Genomic DNA, 19,017 nt, shown 5'->3' on the forward strand with positions numbered 1-19,017 from the left:
AAAAAAAGCGCAGGCTGTTCCTGCATAAACAACATTTGGGAGGAGAACAATGAATTTCGAATTGAGCCAGGATCATAAAGTATTGCAGGACGCCGTTCGCGACTTCGTCGAGAAGGAAATAAAACCCATTGCCATGCAGATCGACGAGGAACACATGATTCCCGACAGTCTGGTCAGGAAAATGGGGGAGATGGGTTTTCTCGGCAGCTATTTCCCCGATGAATACGGCGGAGCTGGGCTGGACATGCTGTCCTACGCCATAGTCGTCGAAGAGGTCTCCAAGGCCTGCGGTTCAAGCGGTGTTCTCATCTCCGCCCATACCTCCCTTGCCTGCGGCCCGATCTACACCTTCGGCACTGAGGAGCAGAAACGGAAATGGCTCCCGGACCTGAACACCGGCCGGATCATCGGATGCTTCCTACTCACCGAGCCGGATGCGGGGAGCGATGCCGGAGCCATTGCCACCACCTACAAACGGGATGGTGACCACTTCGTCATCAACGGCTCGAAGATGTTCATCACCAATGGCGGCTACAAGGGGACCGGCGTGCTGTTTGCCACCTCGGACCGCAGCCTCAAGCATAAAGGGGTTTCCGCCTTTATCATAGATCTCCAGTCTCCGGGGGTTGAGATCCTCAAGAACGAGAAGAAACTGGGCATCCGTGGCAGCTATACCACCGCCTTCGCCTTGGACAACGTCCGGATTCCGGTGGAAAACCTGCTCGGTCAGGAAGGGCAGGGCTTCAAGATCGCTATGGACACCTTGAACGGCGGCCGGATCGGCATCGCTTCCCAGGCCCTCGGTATTGCCGAAGGGGCCTTCGAGCGTGCACTGGCCTACTCCCAGGAGCGCAAGCAGTTCGGGGCGCCCATCTGCGATCTGCAGGCGATCCAGTTCAAGCTGGCAGATATGTATGCCCGGATCGAAACTAGCAAACTGATGACTTACAAGGCCGCCTGCCTGAAGGACAGCAAGAAGAACTACACCATGGAATCGGCCATGTGCAAGATGCTCGCTTCCGAGGCTGCCACCTATGTCACGAAAGAAGCAATCCAGATCCACGGCGGCTATGGGTTTATTGCCGACTACGAGGTGGAGCGGATGTATCGGGATGCGAAGATTACCGAAATCTACGAGGGGACGAATGAAGTGCAGAGGGTAGTTATTTCTAAGTTGCTGCTTTCTTAGAGTCTGAGCCTTAGAACCGTTTGCCCACACTGCCTCCTTTCTTTTGCTCGCCCAGAGGAAAGGAGGCAGTGTACCCATTCTTTACCTTCGTCCTGATCCAACCTATGCCTCCCATTGAAATCACTCTGACCCAAACCTGGCCTGGCGTCGATCGATCTCCACACCCGCCTGCCGTTGACAAACCGGTAATGTCCTCTAGCATTTATCCTGAAGGGGCATAGCCTCCAACTCATTTCAAACCATACCCATCTCAGGGAGGATGACATGCCGACCTACGAGTATCGCTGCGAAAAGTGTGCGAACCGGTTCTCCATGAACATGAACATCTCCGAGCACGATAAGGGAGCGGTAATCTGCCCCAACTGCAGAGGACCGGTTGTGCAGCAGTACACTGCCTTCTACGCAAAGACCAGCAAGAAAAGCTGACGAGGGACCTTTCTTAAGCAGAAGTAGTCAGAGTTGCGGGAGAAAGCATGGCGCACTCCAAGGATAGGGAAATCGGGCAAAAGACCTCTCTGTACTGCTCCGTTTGTGAAGAAGAGAGAACGTTCAGGTGGACCGCGTGGAGTGGCATGGAGTTTTTCGGCTATCCACCAACAGAGGAGTTCGGCTGGGAGTGTACCGCGTGCGGCAACAGGCTTCGCGAATCATGAGCTACCACGCCGATATGATCGGGAGGACACTATGGGCGCGTTATCGGATTCTGTTGGCATAAATGGAGCGAACCTCAAACAGGATGTCATGAGGGTGCAGAGGATTCTAAAGACGGCAGGCTTCGATCCAGGGCCTGACGACGGCGCATGCGGAGACCAGACAGTGTCGGCGATCAAGGGATTTCAAAGCAGTTTCATGGACGATCCCGATGGATTTATTCCGACGGAAGGACTGACCTGGAGGAAGCTGGCCGAAGCTCAGCAGCAGGCGGTCGAAGAGAGGAAAGAATCATAAGGGGGCTTCCGGAATGAGATTCGCCGTAGTTGACAATGGTGAAATTATCAATCTGGACCAAGTCGTTAAAATTGCCGAGGGGCAACCGCCGGCAGAAGAACCATACGTTGTCCTTGAGCTGGTTAACGGCCATACGGTAACTGCTTCAGGTCGCCGGATGCATGCATTGAAGCAGTGGATTGTCGGGAATTCGATCTAGGAATGCAAGGCGGAAAAAACCTGCCGAGTCCCTCCTTCTGTCATAGAATGGCTGTCAATCCACGTCGGCGAATTTGGCCATGGTGCCTTTCCTGGCGCCGTAGCGGAAGACGGTTATCCCTTTGCAGCCCTTCCGGTAGGCAAGGGCGAATACCCGTGCCACGTCCTCTTTTTTAGCCCGGTGGGGAAGATTGATGGTCTTTGAAACGGCATTATCGGTATATTTCTGAAAGGCTGCCTGCATTTCTATGTGATCTTCGGGGGGAATTTCAAGGGCGGTACGGAATAAGCCTTTCATGGGGGATGGAATGCCGGTGATTCTGCTTACGGAACCCTTCCTTAAGACTTCCTGCAGCAAATCCTCCGAGTAAAATCCCTGTTCCTTCGCCAGTTGAATGAACAGGGGATTAATCTCGGTAAGCTCCGTATCCAGGACGAATCGTTTATAGGCAAGAGCGAAATAAGGCTCAATACCGCCCGAACAGTTTGCTATGGCGGAAATGGTCCCGGTCGGAGCAATTGTGGTTGTGGTGGCATTCCGCAGAGGCCGTGCGCCGGGTAGATCATAGACGGAGCCGGGGAAATTTGGGAAGCGCCCGCGGGAGGCAGCCAGTTCCCTGGAAGCCCTTTTCGATGCCTCCTGAACGAACTTCATTACCTCCCGTGCCTTGGCAAAGGCCTCAGGATGATTGTAAGGAATGCCCAGGAGAACCAGCAGGTCAGCCCATCCCATGATACCCAGTCCGATCTTCCGGTTCCCCCGGTGCATCAGTTCGATGGCCTCGGTCGGATAGCTGTTTACCTCAATGGTGTCATCCAGGAAGCGGACTGCGGTTTTTACATCGGTTTCCAGGGAGCCGTAGTCGATACCGCCGTTTCTGAAATACTTCGCCACATTGATGGAACCGAGAACGCACGCCTCATAGGGGAGGAGTGGCTGTTCGCCGCATGGATTGGTGCTTTCGAAGGTTCCCACATTGGGGGTTGGATTGGCGCGATTGATCCGGTCAATGAAGATGAGCCCTGGATCGCCTGTTTCCCAGGCGCTGGCCACTATTTCATCGAAAACGGTCCTGGCTGCAAGTTTTTCGACGACCCTTCCATTGCGCGGATTGATCACTTCATAGGGTTCATCCTTCTCCAGTGCCGCCATGAAGGCATCGGTTACGGCAACGGAGATGTTGAAATTGGCCAATTCCCCTGCGTCCCGCTTGATTCTGACGAAGTCCAGAATATCCGGGTGATCCACACGAAGGATGCCCATATTGGCCCCACGTCGCGCACCCCCCTGTTTGATGACGTCCGTCGTCGTGTTGAATATCTTCATGAACGAGACCGGACCGCTTGCTATACCGCCGGTAGAGCGGACAACATCGGCCATCGGTCGCAGGTGGGAAAAGGAAAAGCCCGTCCCGCCACCGGTTTGCAGAATAAGGGCGGCATCTTTCAGCGTCGAGAATATGCTCCGAATGGAATCTTCCACCGGCAGGACAAAGCAGGCGGCCAGCTGCCCCCCCTCTTTGCCGGCATTCATAATGGCAGGGGAATTGGGCAGAAACCTGAGAGATGAGAGCAGCTCATGGAACTGCTCTTCCCACCACCGGACATTTTCGTCGAAAGACGTTTCAGCCCGGGCAACGGTCTTTGCAATACGCCAGAACATCTCCTCGGGCGATTCGATGACCTTTCCCGTTTCGTCTTTCAACAGGTAACGCGCATTGAGGATCTTTTTGGCATTGTCCGAGAGCTCCATGGAGTAAGTATAGCAGCCAAAGATCAATCCCGTTTGCCGAAGATCATTATTCCAAGGGGGACCGTTGAGATAAGGCCGGTCAAAAAGAGCGTCCAGCCGACCGCCTTGCGTTGCTCCTTATCCAGCCGCTCTGCAAGCAGTAAAGCGATACCGGCCCCGAGCATGGCACGGGTCCCGGCAACCAGGGACAGTTCCGGTGGGCGCAATCCGATTTCTTTCATGGTAAGGCCTCCCTGAAGAAATAACTCAAGCTGAATGTAAGGGGTTGCGAGCAAATTGCAGCCAGCGTCCATGTTGCCAATCGGTGTTCATTATGATACTGGTAGAGCCATGGACAGTAAAAATGCAAATCGGCGCCCGGTGCGGGTCGCCATCAACGGTTTCGGTCGCATTGGCCGGACCGCCTTTCGCCAGGCCCTGGCTCAGCCCCACATCCAAGTAGTTGCCATCAACGATCTTGCCGACTCCACCACGGTCATTCACCAGTTCAAATATGACTCCACCCATGGGGTCTATCCCGGCACCGTTACCCTGCGCGGCGATGTCATGGTCCTTGATGGGCATCGGATACGCCTGCTGCACCATGCTTCGCCGGCTGATCTTCCCTGGTTCGAAGAGAAGGTGGATGTGGTCATCGAAGCCACGGGCCGTTTCACCACCCGGGCCGCAGCAGCTTTGCATCTCAGTGCCGGGGCCGGGAGGGTGATCATTTCCGCCCCTTCGGCCGACGCAGACCTGATGCTGGTGATGGGGGTCAACGATCATCTGTTCGATCCGGACCGTCACCTGATCATTTCCAACGCCTCATGTACCACCAATTGTCTGGCGCCTCTCCTCAAGGTGCTCCACGAGGCCTTCGGCATTGAGAAAGCGCTGATGACCACGGTTCATCCCTATACCAACAACCAGCCCCTCCACGATAGCCCCCATGGCGACCTGCGGCGGAGCCGGGGGGGCGCACAATCCATCATTCCCACCACAACGACCGCCATCCAGGCGGTGGTACGGGTCATGCCGGAGCTTGCGGGGAGGATAGACGGCATGGCCGTCCGGGTGCCGACTGCTGCCGTAGCCAATATCGATCTGGTGGCGGAGTTGGGTCGCGCGGTCGATGCCGCTGCCGTCAACGCTGCTTTTGCTGCGGCAGCAGAAGGACCGCTGCAAGGGGTACTCGGTATAAGTGAAGAACCGCTCGTCTCCACGGATTTTCAGGGGTGCAGGTACTCCACTATTCTCGATGCTCCGTTCACCAGTGTCGTAGGGGATAATCTGGTGAAAATCCTTGCCTGGTACGACAATGAGAGCGGCTACTCCAACCGTCTGCTCGACCTGATTACACTGGTGGGGGCGTCTTGACCGATTAAGGCCTGCTCTCCCCCATATCCATCATCAGCCTCTTAAGGTGACCTATCTTTTCAACAAGTGCAGTCCTGACTTCCTGTACAAATTCCCGGCGCGAAGGACCTGAGTCCATCCGGTAGCCAGTTTCGCCAGCAGTCCATCCTCCCCGTATACCCGATCATAAAAGATATTCTCCATGATGTGCATTCTCTCAAGGGGTGTCCTTGCTTTCCGCAGTTGTCCGTCTATGGTCCACTGCATTTGCCGAAGCTTCACCGTTTCCTCGGGAGTCCTGCCGATGCAGGCTTTGCTGATGGCATCTGCGGCAAGATCGTCGAACAGGTCGGGATCTCGGCCATACAGCTCACTCAACTCCGTCGGGGTATAGGAACCGAATTCCTTTTTTAATTCAGAGTTCATGGTCCTCTCTCCGTGAAATCGTCTGATGTTGCAGGGGGCGAGAGTGATTAAGACGTCGCAAGCGGTGATATAAATGGATACTTTTTAATATTAACCAAGTCGCCCCTTATTGCAACATCGCTGAGCTGGTCCTGGAGGTCTGGCATCACCCATCAGAGGAACGGAGATTTTCGGCGGCGAGGGCGTTGTCGGCGTCGCCGCCAAGCCAGAACGCCTCCACATCCCGTAGGATACTGCCGGAAGTAAGTTCCATCACGCTTGTCCGGAACCAGTCGGCTGGCATGGCGCGGCTGTAGCTCGTCTCGGCGAACCTGTCGTCCATGAGGACGATCAATCCCTGGTCTGTCTCGGAGCGGATAACCCGGCCCGCTGCCTGAACGGCCTTGGCCATGGCAGGAATGACATAGGCATAGTCGAAGCCGGCCCCATACCGCCGCTCATAGTAATGCCGCATCTCCTCCCTTTCCAGGTCGAAGGTGGGCAGGGGAGGGCCGACAACAAAGGCGCCGATGGCGATATCTCCTGCATAGTCCATCCCTTCGGCAAGGGAGCCCCCCTGGACGGCAAAGACCACCGTTGCCTCGTCGCCGTTCCGCAATGTCTCCAAGATCGTTTCCATCTGATGGGCCTTGATGTTGCGTTCCTGCAGGATAAGGGAGAATCCGGCTGGAGGATGGAAGAGTGCCGCCGTCCTTTGGAGAAAATCGAAGCTGGGGAAGAAAACGAAATAATTGCCCCGGCGCAGGGAGACGATGCGGACGATGGCCTCGGCGATCTTGGCGTAATTACGTTCACGTCGGCTATAACGGGTCGAGACCTGCGGGATGAACAGCAGCTTACGTCGCTCTGCCGGGAAGGGGGAGGGGAATTCTGCCGTAAGAGTCTTGTCGATCTCCAGGCCCGAAAGGGCGGCGTAATATTCGAAGGGCTTGAGGGTTGCGGAAAAAGCGACCACCTGCTGATAGTCTTCATAGCACCTGTTGATCAGGCGAGACGCATCGCAGCAGGTTATTCTGACCATGCCCCCCGGCTGCCAGGTAACGAAGAATTCGGGCTGATCAGGGTCGGCGGCATAGGCAAGGCCATTGGCGAATTCGGACCAGTAGAAACTGAGCCGGAGCATGATGTCCCTGGGCTGGATCTCCGCATCGGACTCCAGGTAACGGGTCAGCAGGCCTCGCAGCCGCACATCCTGTTCGAGAAATGCCTCCACCGGTGGGGCGATCACCGCAGCCCTCTTGCTTCCCCGGCCACAACCGGCAACGATGCCAAGACATCCGTCGAGAAGATCCTCCCCCTCCCGGCGGAAACGAGGCGCCATCTGACTGATTTCCGGGCGCATCCTCTCCAGGACTGCCGCCGACAGTGATGGCGAATAGTAATCCATGGTCCGGGACGGGAGGTTATGGGCCTCGTCGATGACCAGGTTCGCCTTGCCGGATTGGCCGATGGCGGCGGTGGTGATGCTCCCCAGTGCCGATCTCGGGCCGAAGACGTAGTTATAATCGCAGATAACCACATCCGCCTCTGCCATCCCTTCGAGCTGCAATTCAAAAGGGCATACCTGGTAGTGCTCCCCCAACTCCCTGAAGATGCGGGCTTTCAGCTTTCTCCTACGGGCAAGAAGGTCACGGATGCCGTTCTCATGCAGTTTCGTGTAGTAATCCCTGGCGTACTGGCAATAGTCGGGGTTGCACAGCGGCTCGTCCTTAAAGCAGATCTTGCTCTTGGCGGTGATGGAGAGGGATTTGAGCGGGGAACCCTTGTCATGGAACCGGCGAACGGCGTCTTCCGCAAGGGAGTGCTGGCTGTTTTTAGGGGTGATGTAGACGACCTTCTGCCCCCTTTTCAGGGCTTCCTTCAGCACCGGGTAGAGCACGCCCACGGTCTTGCCCAGCCCTGTCGGCGCCTGGATAAGCATCCGTTTTCCCGCTCGCATTCCCTGTTCGATTGTTTCCATGAGGGCATCCTGCCCGGGGCGCGGGACAGGGAAGGGAAAGGCGAACCCGGCAGCGACTTTTCGCCGCCGGGCGGCCCGCTTCTCGGCCAGGCGCGCTTCGCTTACCAGCTCGTCGAGCCGTGCTTCCAGCCATTGCTCGTAGAGGGGAATGTCCAGCTGCTGGGGGATATCCAATGAAGCGGAGCTGCGCGACGAGACCAGATGAAAGGATAAATGGGGAGTGACGCCGTGCTGCAGCCGGTAAAAATAGCCGTAGCACAGGAGCTGCAGGCAGTAGGGATGGTCGAATGGCTGATTTTCAAGGCGTCGGGCGAGGTCGGCCAGGTTGAAGGTCGATTTTATCTCCTCGATATGGGGTGGATCGGTTTTAAAAAGGCCATCCATGCGACCATCCACCTTAAAGCAATATCCTTCCCGCTGGAAGCAGGCGCTGATGGCAACTTCAGCCCGGTATGACGGGTCGGTTTTCGCCCGTTTTTTCTGCACCTTCTGGTGTATTTCCTGTCCCTCGGCCGCGGCGCGCCCATAGCCCGACAGGGCTTCGATGCTCCCCCGGATCGGTACCGGCAAGGCGAAGTCCCGAAGGGGAACGGTGATTAATTTTTGTGCAGCATCCATGGTCGGATTGTAGTTGATTTCGCCGCTAAAATAAAGGCTGTAGGGATTATGACGGTCTGGAAGGGGCTGGCATGGCTTATGCTAAAGAAAAATCACCAGCTGAAAGAGCTACAGCGGCAACGGCGCCCTGGGAAACCCTTCCCGGGGCGTTTTTGTCTGAAGGGAGCCTGTCGTGGATGGAATGAACAGCCAGCTTGTTATCGATGATACCACCCTCCGTGACGGGGAGCAGACGGCCGGTGTTGTTTTCAGCAGGGAAGAGAAGCTTGCCATCGCCCGCATGCTCGACGCAATGGGGGTCGGGGAATTGGAATGCGGCATTCCCGCCATGGGAGAGGAGGAACGGGACTCGATCCGGGCATTGGTAGATCTGGGGCTGAAGGCGCGGCTCATTACCTGGAACCGGGCGGTCAGGGAAGACATCGAGGCGAGCCTTGCCTGCGGCATCGGCGCCGTGGATATTTCTCTCTCCGTCTCCGATATCATGATTGCACGTAAATTAGGCAAAGAGCGGGGGTGGGTCAAGGATCAACTGAAACGGACCCTGGACTTCTGCAAAAAAAACGGGCTCTATGTATCGGTGGGGGGCGAGGATGCAAGCCGGGCTGATCTTTCCTTTCTCCTGGAGTTGATGGCCATTGCCGTTGAATTCGGCGCCGATCGCTTCCGCTACTGCGATACCCTCGGCATTCTCGATCCGTTCACCATGTTCGAAAATATATCCATACTGCGCCGCGGGGTGCCCGGGCTGGAGCTGGAGGTCCATACCCATAACGATTTGGGTATGGCTACGGCCAATGCCATTGCCGGCATCAAGGCCGGGGCGCGCTTTGTCAATACCACCGTCAACGGCCTGGGAGAGCGGGCGGGCAATGCGGCCCTGGAAGAGGTGGTGATGGCACTCAAGCTTGCCTGTGGCACTGATCCCGGCATCGATACACGCCGCTTCCATGACATCTCACGTTTGGTCGGCAAGGCCTCACGGCGGCCGGTGCCCCCCTGGAAGGCAGTGGTTGGGGAGCGGGTGTTTTCCCATGAATCTGGGCTCCATGCGGATGGGGTCATCAAGGATCCCCACAACTATGAGGGGTTCGATCCCCAGGATGTGGGGCTTCGGCGCCACCTGGTGGTGGGCAAGCACTCTGGTGCCAGCGGCATCATGGAACGGTACCGATCAATGGGTATCCACCTGTCGCGGGAAGAAGCCAGGAAACTTCTGGTCATGGTGCGCTCTGCAGCGCAGCAGAACAAGAAGCCTTTGTCCGACACTGATCTTTCCAGGCTCTACCACAACAGGGCTGATAACCTGGCCGCTTGAGCTCAGAGGTGATGAAAAAAACAGCAGGTCCATCGGATTTCTTAAACCGGCAGTGAAACATCAAATGGTAAAATGCTGAAAAACAACAACTATTCTTTTTGGCACAAGCAATGCAAATTGAGCCGGTAAGTAGGTAATCCCATAATCAGGTATAAGAATACGCTGCAGTATTCATAAAGTCACCGGCAAAGGCGCCACCATTGAAAAAATGGGGCGCCTTTTTTGTTGCCCCACAAACTACCAAAGGTGCAGCGGCGACGATTTTGCGATGATTCGTGCTCGACGAGGAAGAGGAACCGCAGATGTAGCAGCGCTACATCGAGGATTCCGATGACCGAGACGAGTGCGAAGGGCGCGAAAGCGGCGCCGCCCACGAAAGGAGAAAAACATGAGACAGATCGCGATCTACGGCAAAGGGGGCATCGGCAAATCGACCACGACCCAGAACACGGTGGCAGGGCTTGCGGCCCTCGGCAAAAAGGTGATGATTGTCGGCTGCGATCCCAAGGCGGACTCAACCCGCCTTATCCTTCACGCCAAGGCCCAGGCGACGGTTATGGACCTGGTGCGCGAACTGGGGACGGTGGAGGACCTGGAACTGGAGGACGTATTGAAAGTGGGCTATGGTGACGTCAAATGCGTCGAATCCGGTGGTCCCGAGCCGGGCGTGGGCTGCGCAGGCCGCGGCGTCATTACCGCCATCAACTTCCTTGAGGAAAACGGCGCCTATACCCCCGACCTGGACTTCGTTTTCTACGATGTTCTCGGTGATGTTGTCTGCGGCGGTTTTGCCATGCCGATCCGGGAAAATAAAGCGGAAGAAATCTACATTGTCTGCTCCGGCGAGATGATGGCCATGTATGCCGCCAACAATATCGCCAAGGGTATCCTGAAGTACGCATCAAGTGGCAAGGTACGTCTGGGGGGCCTGATCTGCAACGCCAGGAAGACCGACAAGGAATACGAACTGATCAGCGCCCTGGCTGCCAAGCTCGGCACCCAGATGATTCATTTCGTTCCCCGCGATAATCAGGTGCAGAGGGCGGAGCTGCGCAGGATGACGGTTATAGAATATTCCCCCGAGCACAAGCAGGCTGAGGAATATCGCCAGTTGGCCAAGAAGATAGCCGAGAACAAGATGCTGGTGGTGCCGACACCGCTGGAGATGGAGGAGTTGGAAGATCTCCTTATGGAATTCGGCATAATGGAAGCGGAAGATGAGAGCATCGTCGGAGTAGCCGAAGCTGCTGCAAAGTAGGGTGACGAACGCTTTTGGGCCATCCCGGCAGTGCCCTTCGCCTCGTCCTTGTGCGGGGTAGCGCTGCTACCCCTCCGCGGCTCGCCTCGGGAGCTACCGGGCTGACTCCAAAATCGTTCGCCAGTAGGTTTTTAAACCAATTTGCAACCTGGAATAAAGGCTGTCAGGCGCTACTTGACTTATTTCACCGTACCGAAGAGCTCCACCCCCTGCTCACTTTGTTCGCTCCCCTATATGGAATAGAGGGGAGCGAGGGGGGTCCATAACGAAACAGAGGAGATCGTTTATGTCACATGCGATAACTAAAATAGACGGCATCACCAAAGAATCAACCCAGGAGATGATCGACAAGACCCTGGAAGCCTACCCCGAGAAAGGCAAGAAGAAACGGGCGCCGCACCTGGCGCCGAACGACCAGGCCAGTGGTTCCGCCTGCGTCAAATCCAACAAGAAAACCGTACCCGGCGTCATGTCGGCTCGTGGCTGCGCCTATGCCGGCGCCAAGGGTGTTGTCTGGGGGCCGATCCGCGACATGGTTCACGTTTCCCACGGCCCGGTCGGCTGCGGCTGGTACTCCTGGGGAACCCGGCGTAACCTCATGACCGGCCAGCTGGGCGTCGATCAATTCGGCATGCAGTTCACCTCCGATTTCCAGGAGAAGGACATCGTCTACGGCGGTGACAAGAAACTGAAGGTGCTGCTCAAGGAGGCCAAGGAGCTGTTTCCCCTTGCTAAAGGGATCTCGGTTCTCTCCGAATGCCCGGTGGGGCTCATCGGCGACGATATCAACGCCGTGGCCAAGTCAACCTCCAAGGAACTGGACATCCCCATCATTCCCTGCAACTGCGAGGGGTTCCGTGGCGTTTCCCAGTCTCTTGGCCACCATATCAGTAATGACACCATCCGCGACTACATCATCGAGACCCGCGAATTCTCCGAGCCGATCGGACCCTACGATATCGCCCTGATCGGCGAATACAACATCGGCGGCGATGCCTGGTCAACCAAACCCCTTCTGGAAGAGTGCGGTTTCAATGTGAAGTCGGTCTGGACCGGCGACGGCGAGATGGAGAAGATCGCTGCCACACACCAGGTGCGGCTGAATGTCATCCACTGCTACCGCTCCATGAACTACATGTGCAAGGTGATGGAGGAAAAGTACGGCATCCCCTGGATCGAACTCAACTTCTTCGGCCCCACCAAGATCAAGCAAAGCCTGCGTAAACTGGCCGAGCTGTTCGACGACACCATCAAGGAGAAGGTGGAGGCGGTCATTGCCAAGTATGATCCCCAGATGCAGGCGGTGATAGAGGAAGTGCGTCCCCGACTGGAAGGGAAGAAGGTCATGCTCTACGTGGGTGGCCTCCGTCCCCGCCATACCATCGGTGCTTATGAGGACCTGGGCATGCTCTGTGTCGGTAGTGGTTACGAATTCGCCCATACGGACGACTACGACCGGACCGCGCCGGAAATGCCCGATGCTACCGTCGTCTACGACGATGCTTCCGAGTTCGAGATGGAGCATTTCGCCCATGTGCTGAAGCCGGACCTGATCGGTTCCGGGATCAAGGAGAAGTATGTCTTCCAGAAAATGGGCCTGCCGTTCAGACAGATGCACAGTTGGGATTATTCGGGGCCGTATCATGGGTACAAGGGGTTCCCCATTTTTGCCAGGGATATTGATATGGCGGTCAATTCACCGACGTGGCAATTGGTGAAGTCGCCTTTATAACGGCGCCCGCTTTTCGGCCAGATCGGAGTTGCCCGCGTCATCGCTTGTGCGGCCTAGCGCTGCTAGGCCTCCGCGCTCTTCCTTGGCGCCGCCAATCTGACTCGAAAATCGGACCCCGGTAGTTTTTTTTAAATCGGCGGTGTGACGGATGAGTCCCCGTGAAAAGGAGAAGTATTATGGCTAACAATTTAGGTCTGGCTGTCAAGCCGGTTACAGAAACTCCCGCCGAAGAGATCGAGCGGGTGGCAAGCTGGATCAACACCGAGGAATACAAGGAACTGAATTTCAAGCGGGAAGCGCTGGTGGTCTGTCCACCCCATGCCTGTCAGCCGTTGGGCGCCGAGCTGGTGGCCCACGCCTTCGAAGGGTCGCTCCCCTTCGTCCATGGCTCCCAGGGGTGCACCTCCTATTACCGTTCCACCCTCAACCGTCATTTTCGCGAACCGGCACCGGCAGTGTCCGATTCCATGACTGAGGACGGCGCCGTCTTCGGCGGCCAGAACAACCTGCATGAGGGGTTGGAAAACGCCATCGCCCTCTATAAACCGAAGATGGTCTCCATCTTCACCTCCTGTATGCCGGAGATCATCGGCGACGACCTGACCGCCTTCATCAAGAATGCCCGCGGCAAGGGGATTGTCCCTGCCGACATGCCGGTGCCCTTTGCCAACACCCCCAGCTTCAACGGCTCCCATATCCACGGCTATGACGCCATGCTCCTGGCCATTCTCCAGACCTTGACGGAAGGGAAAAAGGTGGAAGGGCGCTGCACCGGCAAGATCAATCTCATTCCCGGTTTCGACGCCAACACCGGCAACTTTCGGGAGTACAAGCGGATCTTCGAGGCCTTCGGCGTTCCCTACACCATTCTCGGCGACATTTCCGAGGTCTTCGATTCCCCACTGGACGGCACCTACCGCCTCTATCCCGGCGGCACCAAGCTGGAGGATGCGGCCGACTCCATCAACGGCAAGGTCACCCTCAACCTGGGGCCATTCTCCGCCACCAAGACCTTTGCCTGGGTCAAGGAAAACTACTCGGGCAAGCATGCCGCTCTTCCCATGCCGCTGGGGATCGCCAAGACCGATGCTCTGCTGCTGAAGATCAGTGAGCTGACCGGCAAGCCGGTGCCGGAGAGCCTGAAGGCGGAGCGGGGGAGGGCGGTGGATGCCATGACCGATGCCCATCAGTACATCCACGGCAAAAAGTTCGCCCTCTACGGAGACCCGGACCAGCTTCTCGGCTACATCTCCTTCCTGCTGGAGATGGGGGCGGTTCCCTACCACATCCTCTGCAGCAAAGGGAGCAAAAAGGTGGAGAAGGAACTCCAGGCGCTCCTGGATACCTCCGAGTTCGGCAAACAGGGCAAGATCTACATGGGCAAGGACCTCTGGCATCTGAGGAGCCTGCTCATGACCGATTCGGTCGATGCCCTCATCGGCGACACCCACGGCAAGTTCATCGCCCGTGATGCCGATATCCCGCTCTTCCGCTTCGGCTTCCCCATCTATGACCGGGTCAATCTGCACCGCTACCCGATTATCGGCTACCAGGGGGTGATCAACATGGTCTCCACCATCTGCAACAAGTTCATCGATTTGAAGGATGAGAGGTGCGATGAACAGCACTTCGAGATGATGCGCTAGCAGGAGCGCGACTTTCTCGCCCTGGCTGCGTAAGTCTTCGGAACCACTTGTGCGACGTGGCGCTGCCACGTCTCCGCGCGGTCCCTCGACAGCCTTGCCAGGACAAGAAATCCGCGCTCCTGAAAAATGGGATATGAACAAGAAAGGGACACCACTGATGCCGGCGGGTGTCCCTTTTGCTTTTATGTTATGTGGGATGATTCTGCTTCTTGATACCTTCTTGACACGCTTTGCCCATATCTTGAGCCCGTCTTGATATGTTTACCGGTAGGATATTTTCTGCGGCGTTCAGGTGTCGCAGAAAGGGAACTGTCATGAACGATAAGAAGCCAGCTGCTGAATCCTGGTTACAGCGGTGCATCCGCACAATTTTGGGAGGGCCGAAGCATCTCAAGGATCCCCAGCTTTTCCACACCATGTCGCTTATTCCGATCCTGGCTTGGGTCGGACTCGGTGCCGACGGGCTTTCTTCTTCCGCCTACGGTCCTGAAGAGGCGTTTCGCGCCTTAGGCTCCCATACCTATCTGGCGCTTCTCCTGGCGGCCTTCACGGCGCTGACAGTCTTCATCATTTCCTATGCCTATTCCCGTATCATCGAGCACTTTCCCCATGGGGGGGGCGGTTACATCGTCGCGACCCATCTTTTGGGTGAGAAGGCGGGGGTCGTTTCGGGCAGCGCGCTGCTGGTGGACTATGTGATGACCATCACCATCTCCATCGCCTCCTGCTGCGATGCCATCTTCAGCTATCTGCCGGTCTCGTACCATCATTACAAGGTGCCGGTCGCCTGCCTGCTGACCATCCTGCTCATCATTCTCAACGTGCGCGGCGTCAAGGAGTCGGTCACAGTGCTGGCGCCCATTTTCATGATCTTTGTGGTGACGCACCTGATCATGCTCGTCTACGGGGTATCTATCCATGCCGAACGGTTCGCGCCGGTGCTCAACGACTTCGGCAGCGGCATACGCCACGATGCCTCATCCATCGGCATGATCGGCATCATGCTCCTTTTCCTCAGGGCCTACTCCCTTGGGGGCGGCACCTATACGGGCATAGAGGCCGTTTCCAACGGCCTGCAGATCATGCGCGAGCCGAGGGTACAGACGGGGAAGCGAACCATGGTCTACATGGCGGTTTCCCTCGCCTTCACTGCCGGGGTGCTGCTCCTCTGCTATCTGCTCATGGCCGTAAAGCCGGTGGAAGGGAAAACCCTCAACGCAGTTGTCGCCGATGCCCTCTTCAGCAGCTGGCCCATGGGACGGTGGATCGCCTTCATCACCATTTTTTCGGAAGGTGCGCTCCTCCTGGTGGCTGCCCAGGCCGGTTTCGTCGATGGCCCGCGGGTCATGTCCAACATGGCCATCGATTCCTGGTTTCCCCACCGCTTCGCCGCCCTTTCCGAGCGGCTCACCATGCGTAACGGCATTTTGCTGATGGGCACTGCCGCCATTGCCCTGCTGTTTTATACGGGGGGCTCCGTGTCGGCGCTGGTGGTCATGTATTCCATCAACGTCTTCATCACCTTTTCCCTGTCCCAGCTGGGCATGTCCCGCTTCTTCATCCGGCGCAGGGAAGAGGATCCACAGTGGATACGCCATCTCTCCGTGCACCTGGTGGGGCTTGTTCTTTGCGTTACTATCCTGACCATTACCATCTTTGAAAAATTCACCGAGGGGGGATGGATGACCCTGCTCATCACCTCCATCGTCATCGGCCTCTGCTATCTGATCAAGCAGCATTATCTCAGGGTCAGGCGCGGCATGGCCCAATTGGACGAGACGCTCCTGGATTTTCCCACCTCCGGTCCGGTCAACACCGCCCCAGTCAAGCACGCCGATCCCACGGCCATCCAGTTGGTGTCCGGCTACAGCGGCTTCGGCGTGCATACCCTGCTCTCCATCCTTACTACCTTTCCCAAAACCTATAAAAATGTCATCTTCGTTTCCGTGGCTATGATCGACTCCGGCTCGTTCAAAGGGAGGGAGGAGATGGCCGCTTTGGAGCAGTCAGTAAAGGAGGGACTCGAAAAATATGTGAATCTGGCCCGCCGCCTGGGCTTTGCCGCCGATTACCGGATGGCGGTGGCGACCGATGTGGTGGAGAGCGCAACGGAGCTGTGTCGCCAGATAGCGGAAGTGTTCCCACGTTCCACGGTATTTACTGGCCAGCTTACCTTCCGCCTGGAAAAGTTCTACCACAAGATGCTCCACAATGAGACCGCGTTCGCCATCCAGCGCCGCCTCCAATGGGACGGGCTTACCACGGTCATTCTGCCGATCAGGGTGAGGATCTGAAGAAAAGGCTTTGCTAACGATTTGGTTGATGTACACTCAGGGATAATCCCATTGTAAAAGGTTATGGCTTCCATGAAAGGCATGCGCGGCATATCCGTCTATCTGGCAAGCATCGGTCTGGTGATCGCCGCCTCCCTCACCTGCCAGGCGATCAGGCCGTTCATCAATCCCACCGACATGGTCATGGTCTACCTGCTGGCCGTGGTGCTGGCGGCCATTACGCTGGGGCTGCGACCGGCAGTGCTTGCCGCGTTTCTCGGTGTACTTGCCTTCGATTTCTTTTTCGTACCACCGCGCTTCTCCTTCAGTATTGCCGATACCCAGTATTTAATTACCTTTATCGGGTTGTTCATTGTCGGCGTCGTCATCGGTTCTCTGGTCGCCAAGGTGCGTGAGCGATCGGAGGCGCTGCAGGAACGGGAAACGGAGACCCTAAGTCTCTACCACCTCACCCGTGATTTGGTCGTTGCTGCCGACATGCCGGCCGTTTTTCTCGCTGCCAGGCGGAATCTGGAAGAAAGCCTGAAGGCCAAGGTGGCCATTTGGGTCCGCAGCGGCGATGGTCTGGCACTGGTCGCTGTCAGCGAAAATCTCTGTCTGGAGGATGAAGAAGAGCGGATCGCCCATTGGAGCTTCCAGAGCCGCCGTGGGGCGGGCAACGGGACGGAATCCTTCAGCAGTTCAGGCTTCACATTTCTTCCCCTCTCTGCCTTGGCCAATACATTGGGAGTACTGGCGCTACGCCGGGGATATGCTGGACCGCCATCCTCCCGGCTGCGGCGCTTGCTGGAGGTTTTTGCCGGTCAGATTGCCATGGCCATCGAGCGGGTGCACCTAGTGGAGCAGGCCGAGCAGGCCCAGATACTGCAGGCACGGGAGGGGCTGGAGCGGGCACTGCTCAACTCCATTTCCCACGACCTGCGCACTCCACTGGTGTCCATATCGGGGGCTCTGGGCAGCCTCCTGGAACAAGGGGAGACTCTGGGAGAGGATGCGCGGCGGATATTGCTGGTAACGGCATGGGAAGAGGCAGGTCGCCTGAACCGGTTCGTCGGTAACCTGCTGGACATGACCAGGCTGGAGGCGGGGGCGATCAAGCTGAACAAGGAAGCGAACGATGTTCAGGATCTTGTGGGATGCGCCCTGGCCGCCATAGAACCTAGAATGGGTGCCAGAACCATTGACGTGCGGATACCGGACGGATTGCCTCTGATACTCATGGATATGGCCCTGATGACTCAGGTGCTGGTCAACGTGCTGGATAACGCCTTGAAGTACTCATCTCCCGACGGTAGTATCACCCTGTCGGCAAGGGACGACGGCTCTATGCTCACCATGGAAATCGCCGACCAGGGACCGGGAGTTCCCGAGGCCGACCTGCAGAGGATATTCGACAAGTTTTACCGGATTCCGGTGCCCGAGGGGACCGGCGGCACTGGCCTGGGGCTTACCATATGCAAGGGGATTGTCGAGGCTCACGGAGGCGTTATCCGCGCCGAGAACCGCACCGACGGCGGCCTGCGTGTCGTCATAAGGCTGCCTGCCGTTTAAGTACGCTGTCAGAGAGAGATCTGCAAGCTATGGAGAGCAAAACAGCTTTACCCAGAATTCTCGTGGTTGACGATGAGCCGGCCATTCAACGCTTTTTGCGGACCGTATTGAGCCCGGAGGAGTTCTCGGTCCATTTGGCAGGGGATGGCCACAGTGCCCTGGCTGCCACTGCCGCGGTCAAACCGGATATCGTCCTCCTCGACCTGGGGCTACCGGATATGGATGGCGTCGAGGTGATCAGGCGGATACGGGAGTGGTCATCGGTGCCGATCATCGTGCTGTCGGTGCGGGAGCGGGAGGACGATAAGGTTGCCGCCCTGGATGCGGGTGCCGATGACTATCTTACCAAGCCATTCGGCGTTGCCGAACTGATGGCCCGTATCCGGGCGTCGCTGCGGCGATCATTGCAGGAGGCACCAGAACCTGTTTATCGTATCGAAGAGCTTGAGGTGGACCTTGGGTTGCGCCGGGTGACGGTTGCCGGCCAGGAGGTGCAACTGACCCCCACCGAATACGACCTGCTGCGTCTTCTGGTTGTCCATGGGGGAAAGGTCCTGACCCACGGCCAGATCCTCAAGCAGATCTGGGGCGCCGCCTATCTGGAACAGCCCCATGTTCTGCGGGTAAACATCAGTAATCTCCGGCGCAAGATCGAAAAGGACCCCTCCCGTCCCCGCTACATCATCACCGAGCTGGGGGTGGGGTACCGTTTGCGGCTGGCGTGAGTGCCGTTTCCTCCAAATAGTTACTTGGCCACCGGCAGGGGCGTATATATTCACTCCTCCTTTTGC

At 57.1% G+C, this 19,017-nt stretch carries 16 protein-coding genes; 12 read left to right on the forward strand and 4 right to left on the reverse strand.

The genetic code is table 11. From position 1 onward, the window contains the following. Positions 1-49: 49 nt before the first annotated feature. From ML541_RS12665 to ML541_RS12680, 4 genes are all read left to right on the forward strand, one after another. Positions 50-1,189: an acyl-CoA dehydrogenase gene (locus ML541_RS12665; protein ID WP_243373370.1), complete on the forward strand. Its 1,140-nt coding sequence runs from the start codon at positions 50-52 to the stop codon at positions 1,187-1,189. A 264-nt stretch (positions 1,190-1,453) separates the two neighbouring features. After that, positions 1,454-1,615: an FmdB family zinc ribbon protein gene (locus tag ML541_RS12670; protein ID WP_243373375.1), complete on the forward strand. Its 162-nt coding sequence runs from the start codon at positions 1,454-1,456 to the stop codon at positions 1,613-1,615. A gap of 258 nt (positions 1,616-1,873) precedes the next feature. Further along, a complete protein-coding gene (locus tag ML541_RS12675; RefSeq protein ID WP_243373376.1) occupies positions 1,874-2,137 on the forward strand; it encodes a peptidoglycan-binding domain-containing protein in 264 nt (87 codons plus the stop codon). 13 nt (positions 2,138-2,150) lie between these two features. Next, positions 2,151-2,336, forward strand: coding sequence for a hypothetical protein (locus tag ML541_RS12680; protein WP_243373377.1), 186 nt, complete (start codon positions 2,151-2,153; stop codon positions 2,334-2,336). A 54-nt stretch (positions 2,337-2,390) separates the two neighbouring features. On the opposite strand, the gene ML541_RS12685 is transcribed toward ML541_RS12680, so the two are convergent. Both ML541_RS12685 and ML541_RS12690 read right to left on the reverse strand, forming a co-directional pair. Then, positions 2,391-4,115, reverse strand: coding sequence for an adenosylcobalamin-dependent ribonucleoside-diphosphate reductase (locus tag ML541_RS12685; RefSeq protein ID WP_243373378.1), 1,725 nt, complete (start codon positions 4,113-4,115; stop codon positions 2,391-2,393). Next, positions 4,112-4,309, reverse strand: a complete 198-nt coding sequence (locus ML541_RS12690; RefSeq protein ID WP_243373379.1) for a hypothetical protein — start codon at positions 4,307-4,309, stop codon at positions 4,112-4,114. Before ML541_RS12690 ends, ML541_RS12685 begins: the two co-directional genes overlap by 4 nt. 109 nt (positions 4,310-4,418) lie before the next feature. On the opposite strand from ML541_RS12690, the gene gap reads away from it, so the two are divergent. Next, complete coding sequence (gene gap, locus ML541_RS12695; protein ID WP_243373380.1) at positions 4,419-5,444, forward strand: type I glyceraldehyde-3-phosphate dehydrogenase; 1,026 nt, start codon at positions 4,419-4,421, stop codon at positions 5,442-5,444. Positions 5,445-5,495: 51 nt separating this feature from the next. On the opposite strand, the gene ML541_RS12700 is transcribed toward gap, so the two are convergent. Together ML541_RS12700 and ML541_RS12705 are read right to left on the reverse strand one after the other, a co-directional pair. Then, positions 5,496-5,849, reverse strand: a complete 354-nt coding sequence (locus ML541_RS12700) for a DUF3135 domain-containing protein (protein WP_243373381.1) — start codon at positions 5,847-5,849, stop codon at positions 5,496-5,498. A 145-nt stretch (positions 5,850-5,994) separates the two neighbouring features. After that, positions 5,995-8,427: an ATP-dependent DNA helicase gene (locus ML541_RS12705; protein ID WP_243373383.1), complete on the reverse strand. Its 2,433-nt coding sequence runs from the start codon at positions 8,425-8,427 to the stop codon at positions 5,995-5,997. Positions 8,428-8,608: 181 nt separating this feature from the next. Between ML541_RS12705 and nifV the strand changes: the two genes are divergently transcribed. The 7 genes from nifV to ML541_RS12740 all read left to right on the forward strand — a co-directional run bounded on the left by nifV (position 8,609) and on the right by ML541_RS12740 (position 18,951). Next, positions 8,609-9,745, forward strand: coding sequence for a homocitrate synthase (gene nifV / locus ML541_RS12710; RefSeq protein WP_243373465.1), 1,137 nt, complete (start codon positions 8,609-8,611; stop codon positions 9,743-9,745). Between the two features lie 388 nt (positions 9,746-10,133). Next, positions 10,134-11,003, forward strand: coding sequence for a nitrogenase iron protein (gene nifH / locus ML541_RS12715; protein ID WP_243373385.1), 870 nt, complete (start codon positions 10,134-10,136; stop codon positions 11,001-11,003). A 286-nt stretch (positions 11,004-11,289) separates the two neighbouring features. Further along, entirely contained in the window at positions 11,290-12,735 is a 1,446-nt protein-coding gene (gene nifD / locus ML541_RS12720; protein ID WP_243373387.1) for a nitrogenase molybdenum-iron protein alpha chain, read from the forward strand. Positions 12,736-12,911: 176 nt separating this feature from the next. After that, the gene (gene nifK, locus ML541_RS12725; protein ID WP_243373389.1) at positions 12,912-14,381 is read left to right on the forward strand and encodes a nitrogenase molybdenum-iron protein subunit beta; all 1,470 of its coding nucleotides are present in this window, start codon (positions 12,912-12,914) and stop codon (positions 14,379-14,381) included. 314 nt (positions 14,382-14,695) lie between these two features. Further along, complete coding sequence (locus ML541_RS12730; RefSeq protein WP_243373391.1) at positions 14,696-16,675, forward strand: APC family permease; 1,980 nt, start codon at positions 14,696-14,698, stop codon at positions 16,673-16,675. 72 nt (positions 16,676-16,747) lie between these two features. Beyond that, entirely contained in the window at positions 16,748-18,226 is a 1,479-nt protein-coding gene (locus tag ML541_RS12735; RefSeq protein WP_243373392.1) for a DUF4118 domain-containing protein, read from the forward strand. 29 nt (positions 18,227-18,255) lie between these two features. Continuing rightward, entirely contained in the window at positions 18,256-18,951 is a 696-nt protein-coding gene (locus ML541_RS12740) for a response regulator (RefSeq protein WP_243373393.1), read from the forward strand. Positions 18,952-19,017: the final 66 nt, after the last annotated feature.

Origin of the sequence: Geotalea sp. SG265, assembly GCF_022808985.1 — a bacterium.
In the GTDB taxonomy this organism is placed as follows: domain Bacteria; phylum Desulfobacterota; class Desulfuromonadia; order Geobacterales; family Geobacteraceae; genus Geotalea.

Excerpts from the sequence above, each read along its gene's own strand:
- ML541_RS12665 (WP_243373370.1), top strand. The coding sequence starts at position 50 with ATGAATTTCGAATTGAGCCAGGATCATAAAGTATTGCAGGACGCCGTT.
- ML541_RS12670 (WP_243373375.1), top strand. The coding sequence starts at position 1,454 with ATGCCGACCTACGAGTATCGCTGCGAAAAGTGTGCGAACCGGTTCTCC.
- ML541_RS12675 (WP_243373376.1), top strand. The coding sequence starts at position 1,874 with ATGGGCGCGTTATCGGATTCTGTTGGCATAAATGGAGCGAACCTCAAA.
- ML541_RS12680 (WP_243373377.1), top strand. The coding sequence starts at position 2,151 with ATGAGATTCGCCGTAGTTGACAATGGTGAAATTATCAATCTGGACCAA.
- ML541_RS12690 (WP_243373379.1), bottom strand. The coding sequence starts at position 4,309 with ATGAAAGAAATCGGATTGCGCCCACCGGAACTGTCCCTGGTTGCCGGG.
- gap (WP_243373380.1), top strand. The coding sequence starts at position 4,419 with ATGGACAGTAAAAATGCAAATCGGCGCCCGGTGCGGGTCGCCATCAAC.
- ML541_RS12700 (WP_243373381.1), bottom strand. The coding sequence starts at position 5,849 with ATGAACTCTGAATTAAAAAAGGAATTCGGTTCCTATACCCCGACGGAG.
- ML541_RS12705 (WP_243373383.1), bottom strand. The coding sequence starts at position 8,427 with ATGGATGCTGCACAAAAATTAATCACCGTTCCCCTTCGGGACTTCGCC.
- nifV (WP_243373465.1), top strand. The coding sequence starts at position 8,609 with ATGAACAGCCAGCTTGTTATCGATGATACCACCCTCCGTGACGGGGAG.
- nifH (WP_243373385.1), top strand. The coding sequence starts at position 10,134 with ATGAGACAGATCGCGATCTACGGCAAAGGGGGCATCGGCAAATCGACC.
- nifD (WP_243373387.1), top strand. The coding sequence starts at position 11,290 with ATGTCACATGCGATAACTAAAATAGACGGCATCACCAAAGAATCAACC.
- nifK (WP_243373389.1), top strand. The coding sequence starts at position 12,912 with ATGGCTAACAATTTAGGTCTGGCTGTCAAGCCGGTTACAGAAACTCCC.
- ML541_RS12730 (WP_243373391.1), top strand. The coding sequence starts at position 14,696 with ATGAACGATAAGAAGCCAGCTGCTGAATCCTGGTTACAGCGGTGCATC.
- ML541_RS12735 (WP_243373392.1), top strand. The coding sequence starts at position 16,748 with ATGAAAGGCATGCGCGGCATATCCGTCTATCTGGCAAGCATCGGTCTG.
- ML541_RS12740 (WP_243373393.1), top strand. The coding sequence starts at position 18,256 with ATGGAGAGCAAAACAGCTTTACCCAGAATTCTCGTGGTTGACGATGAG.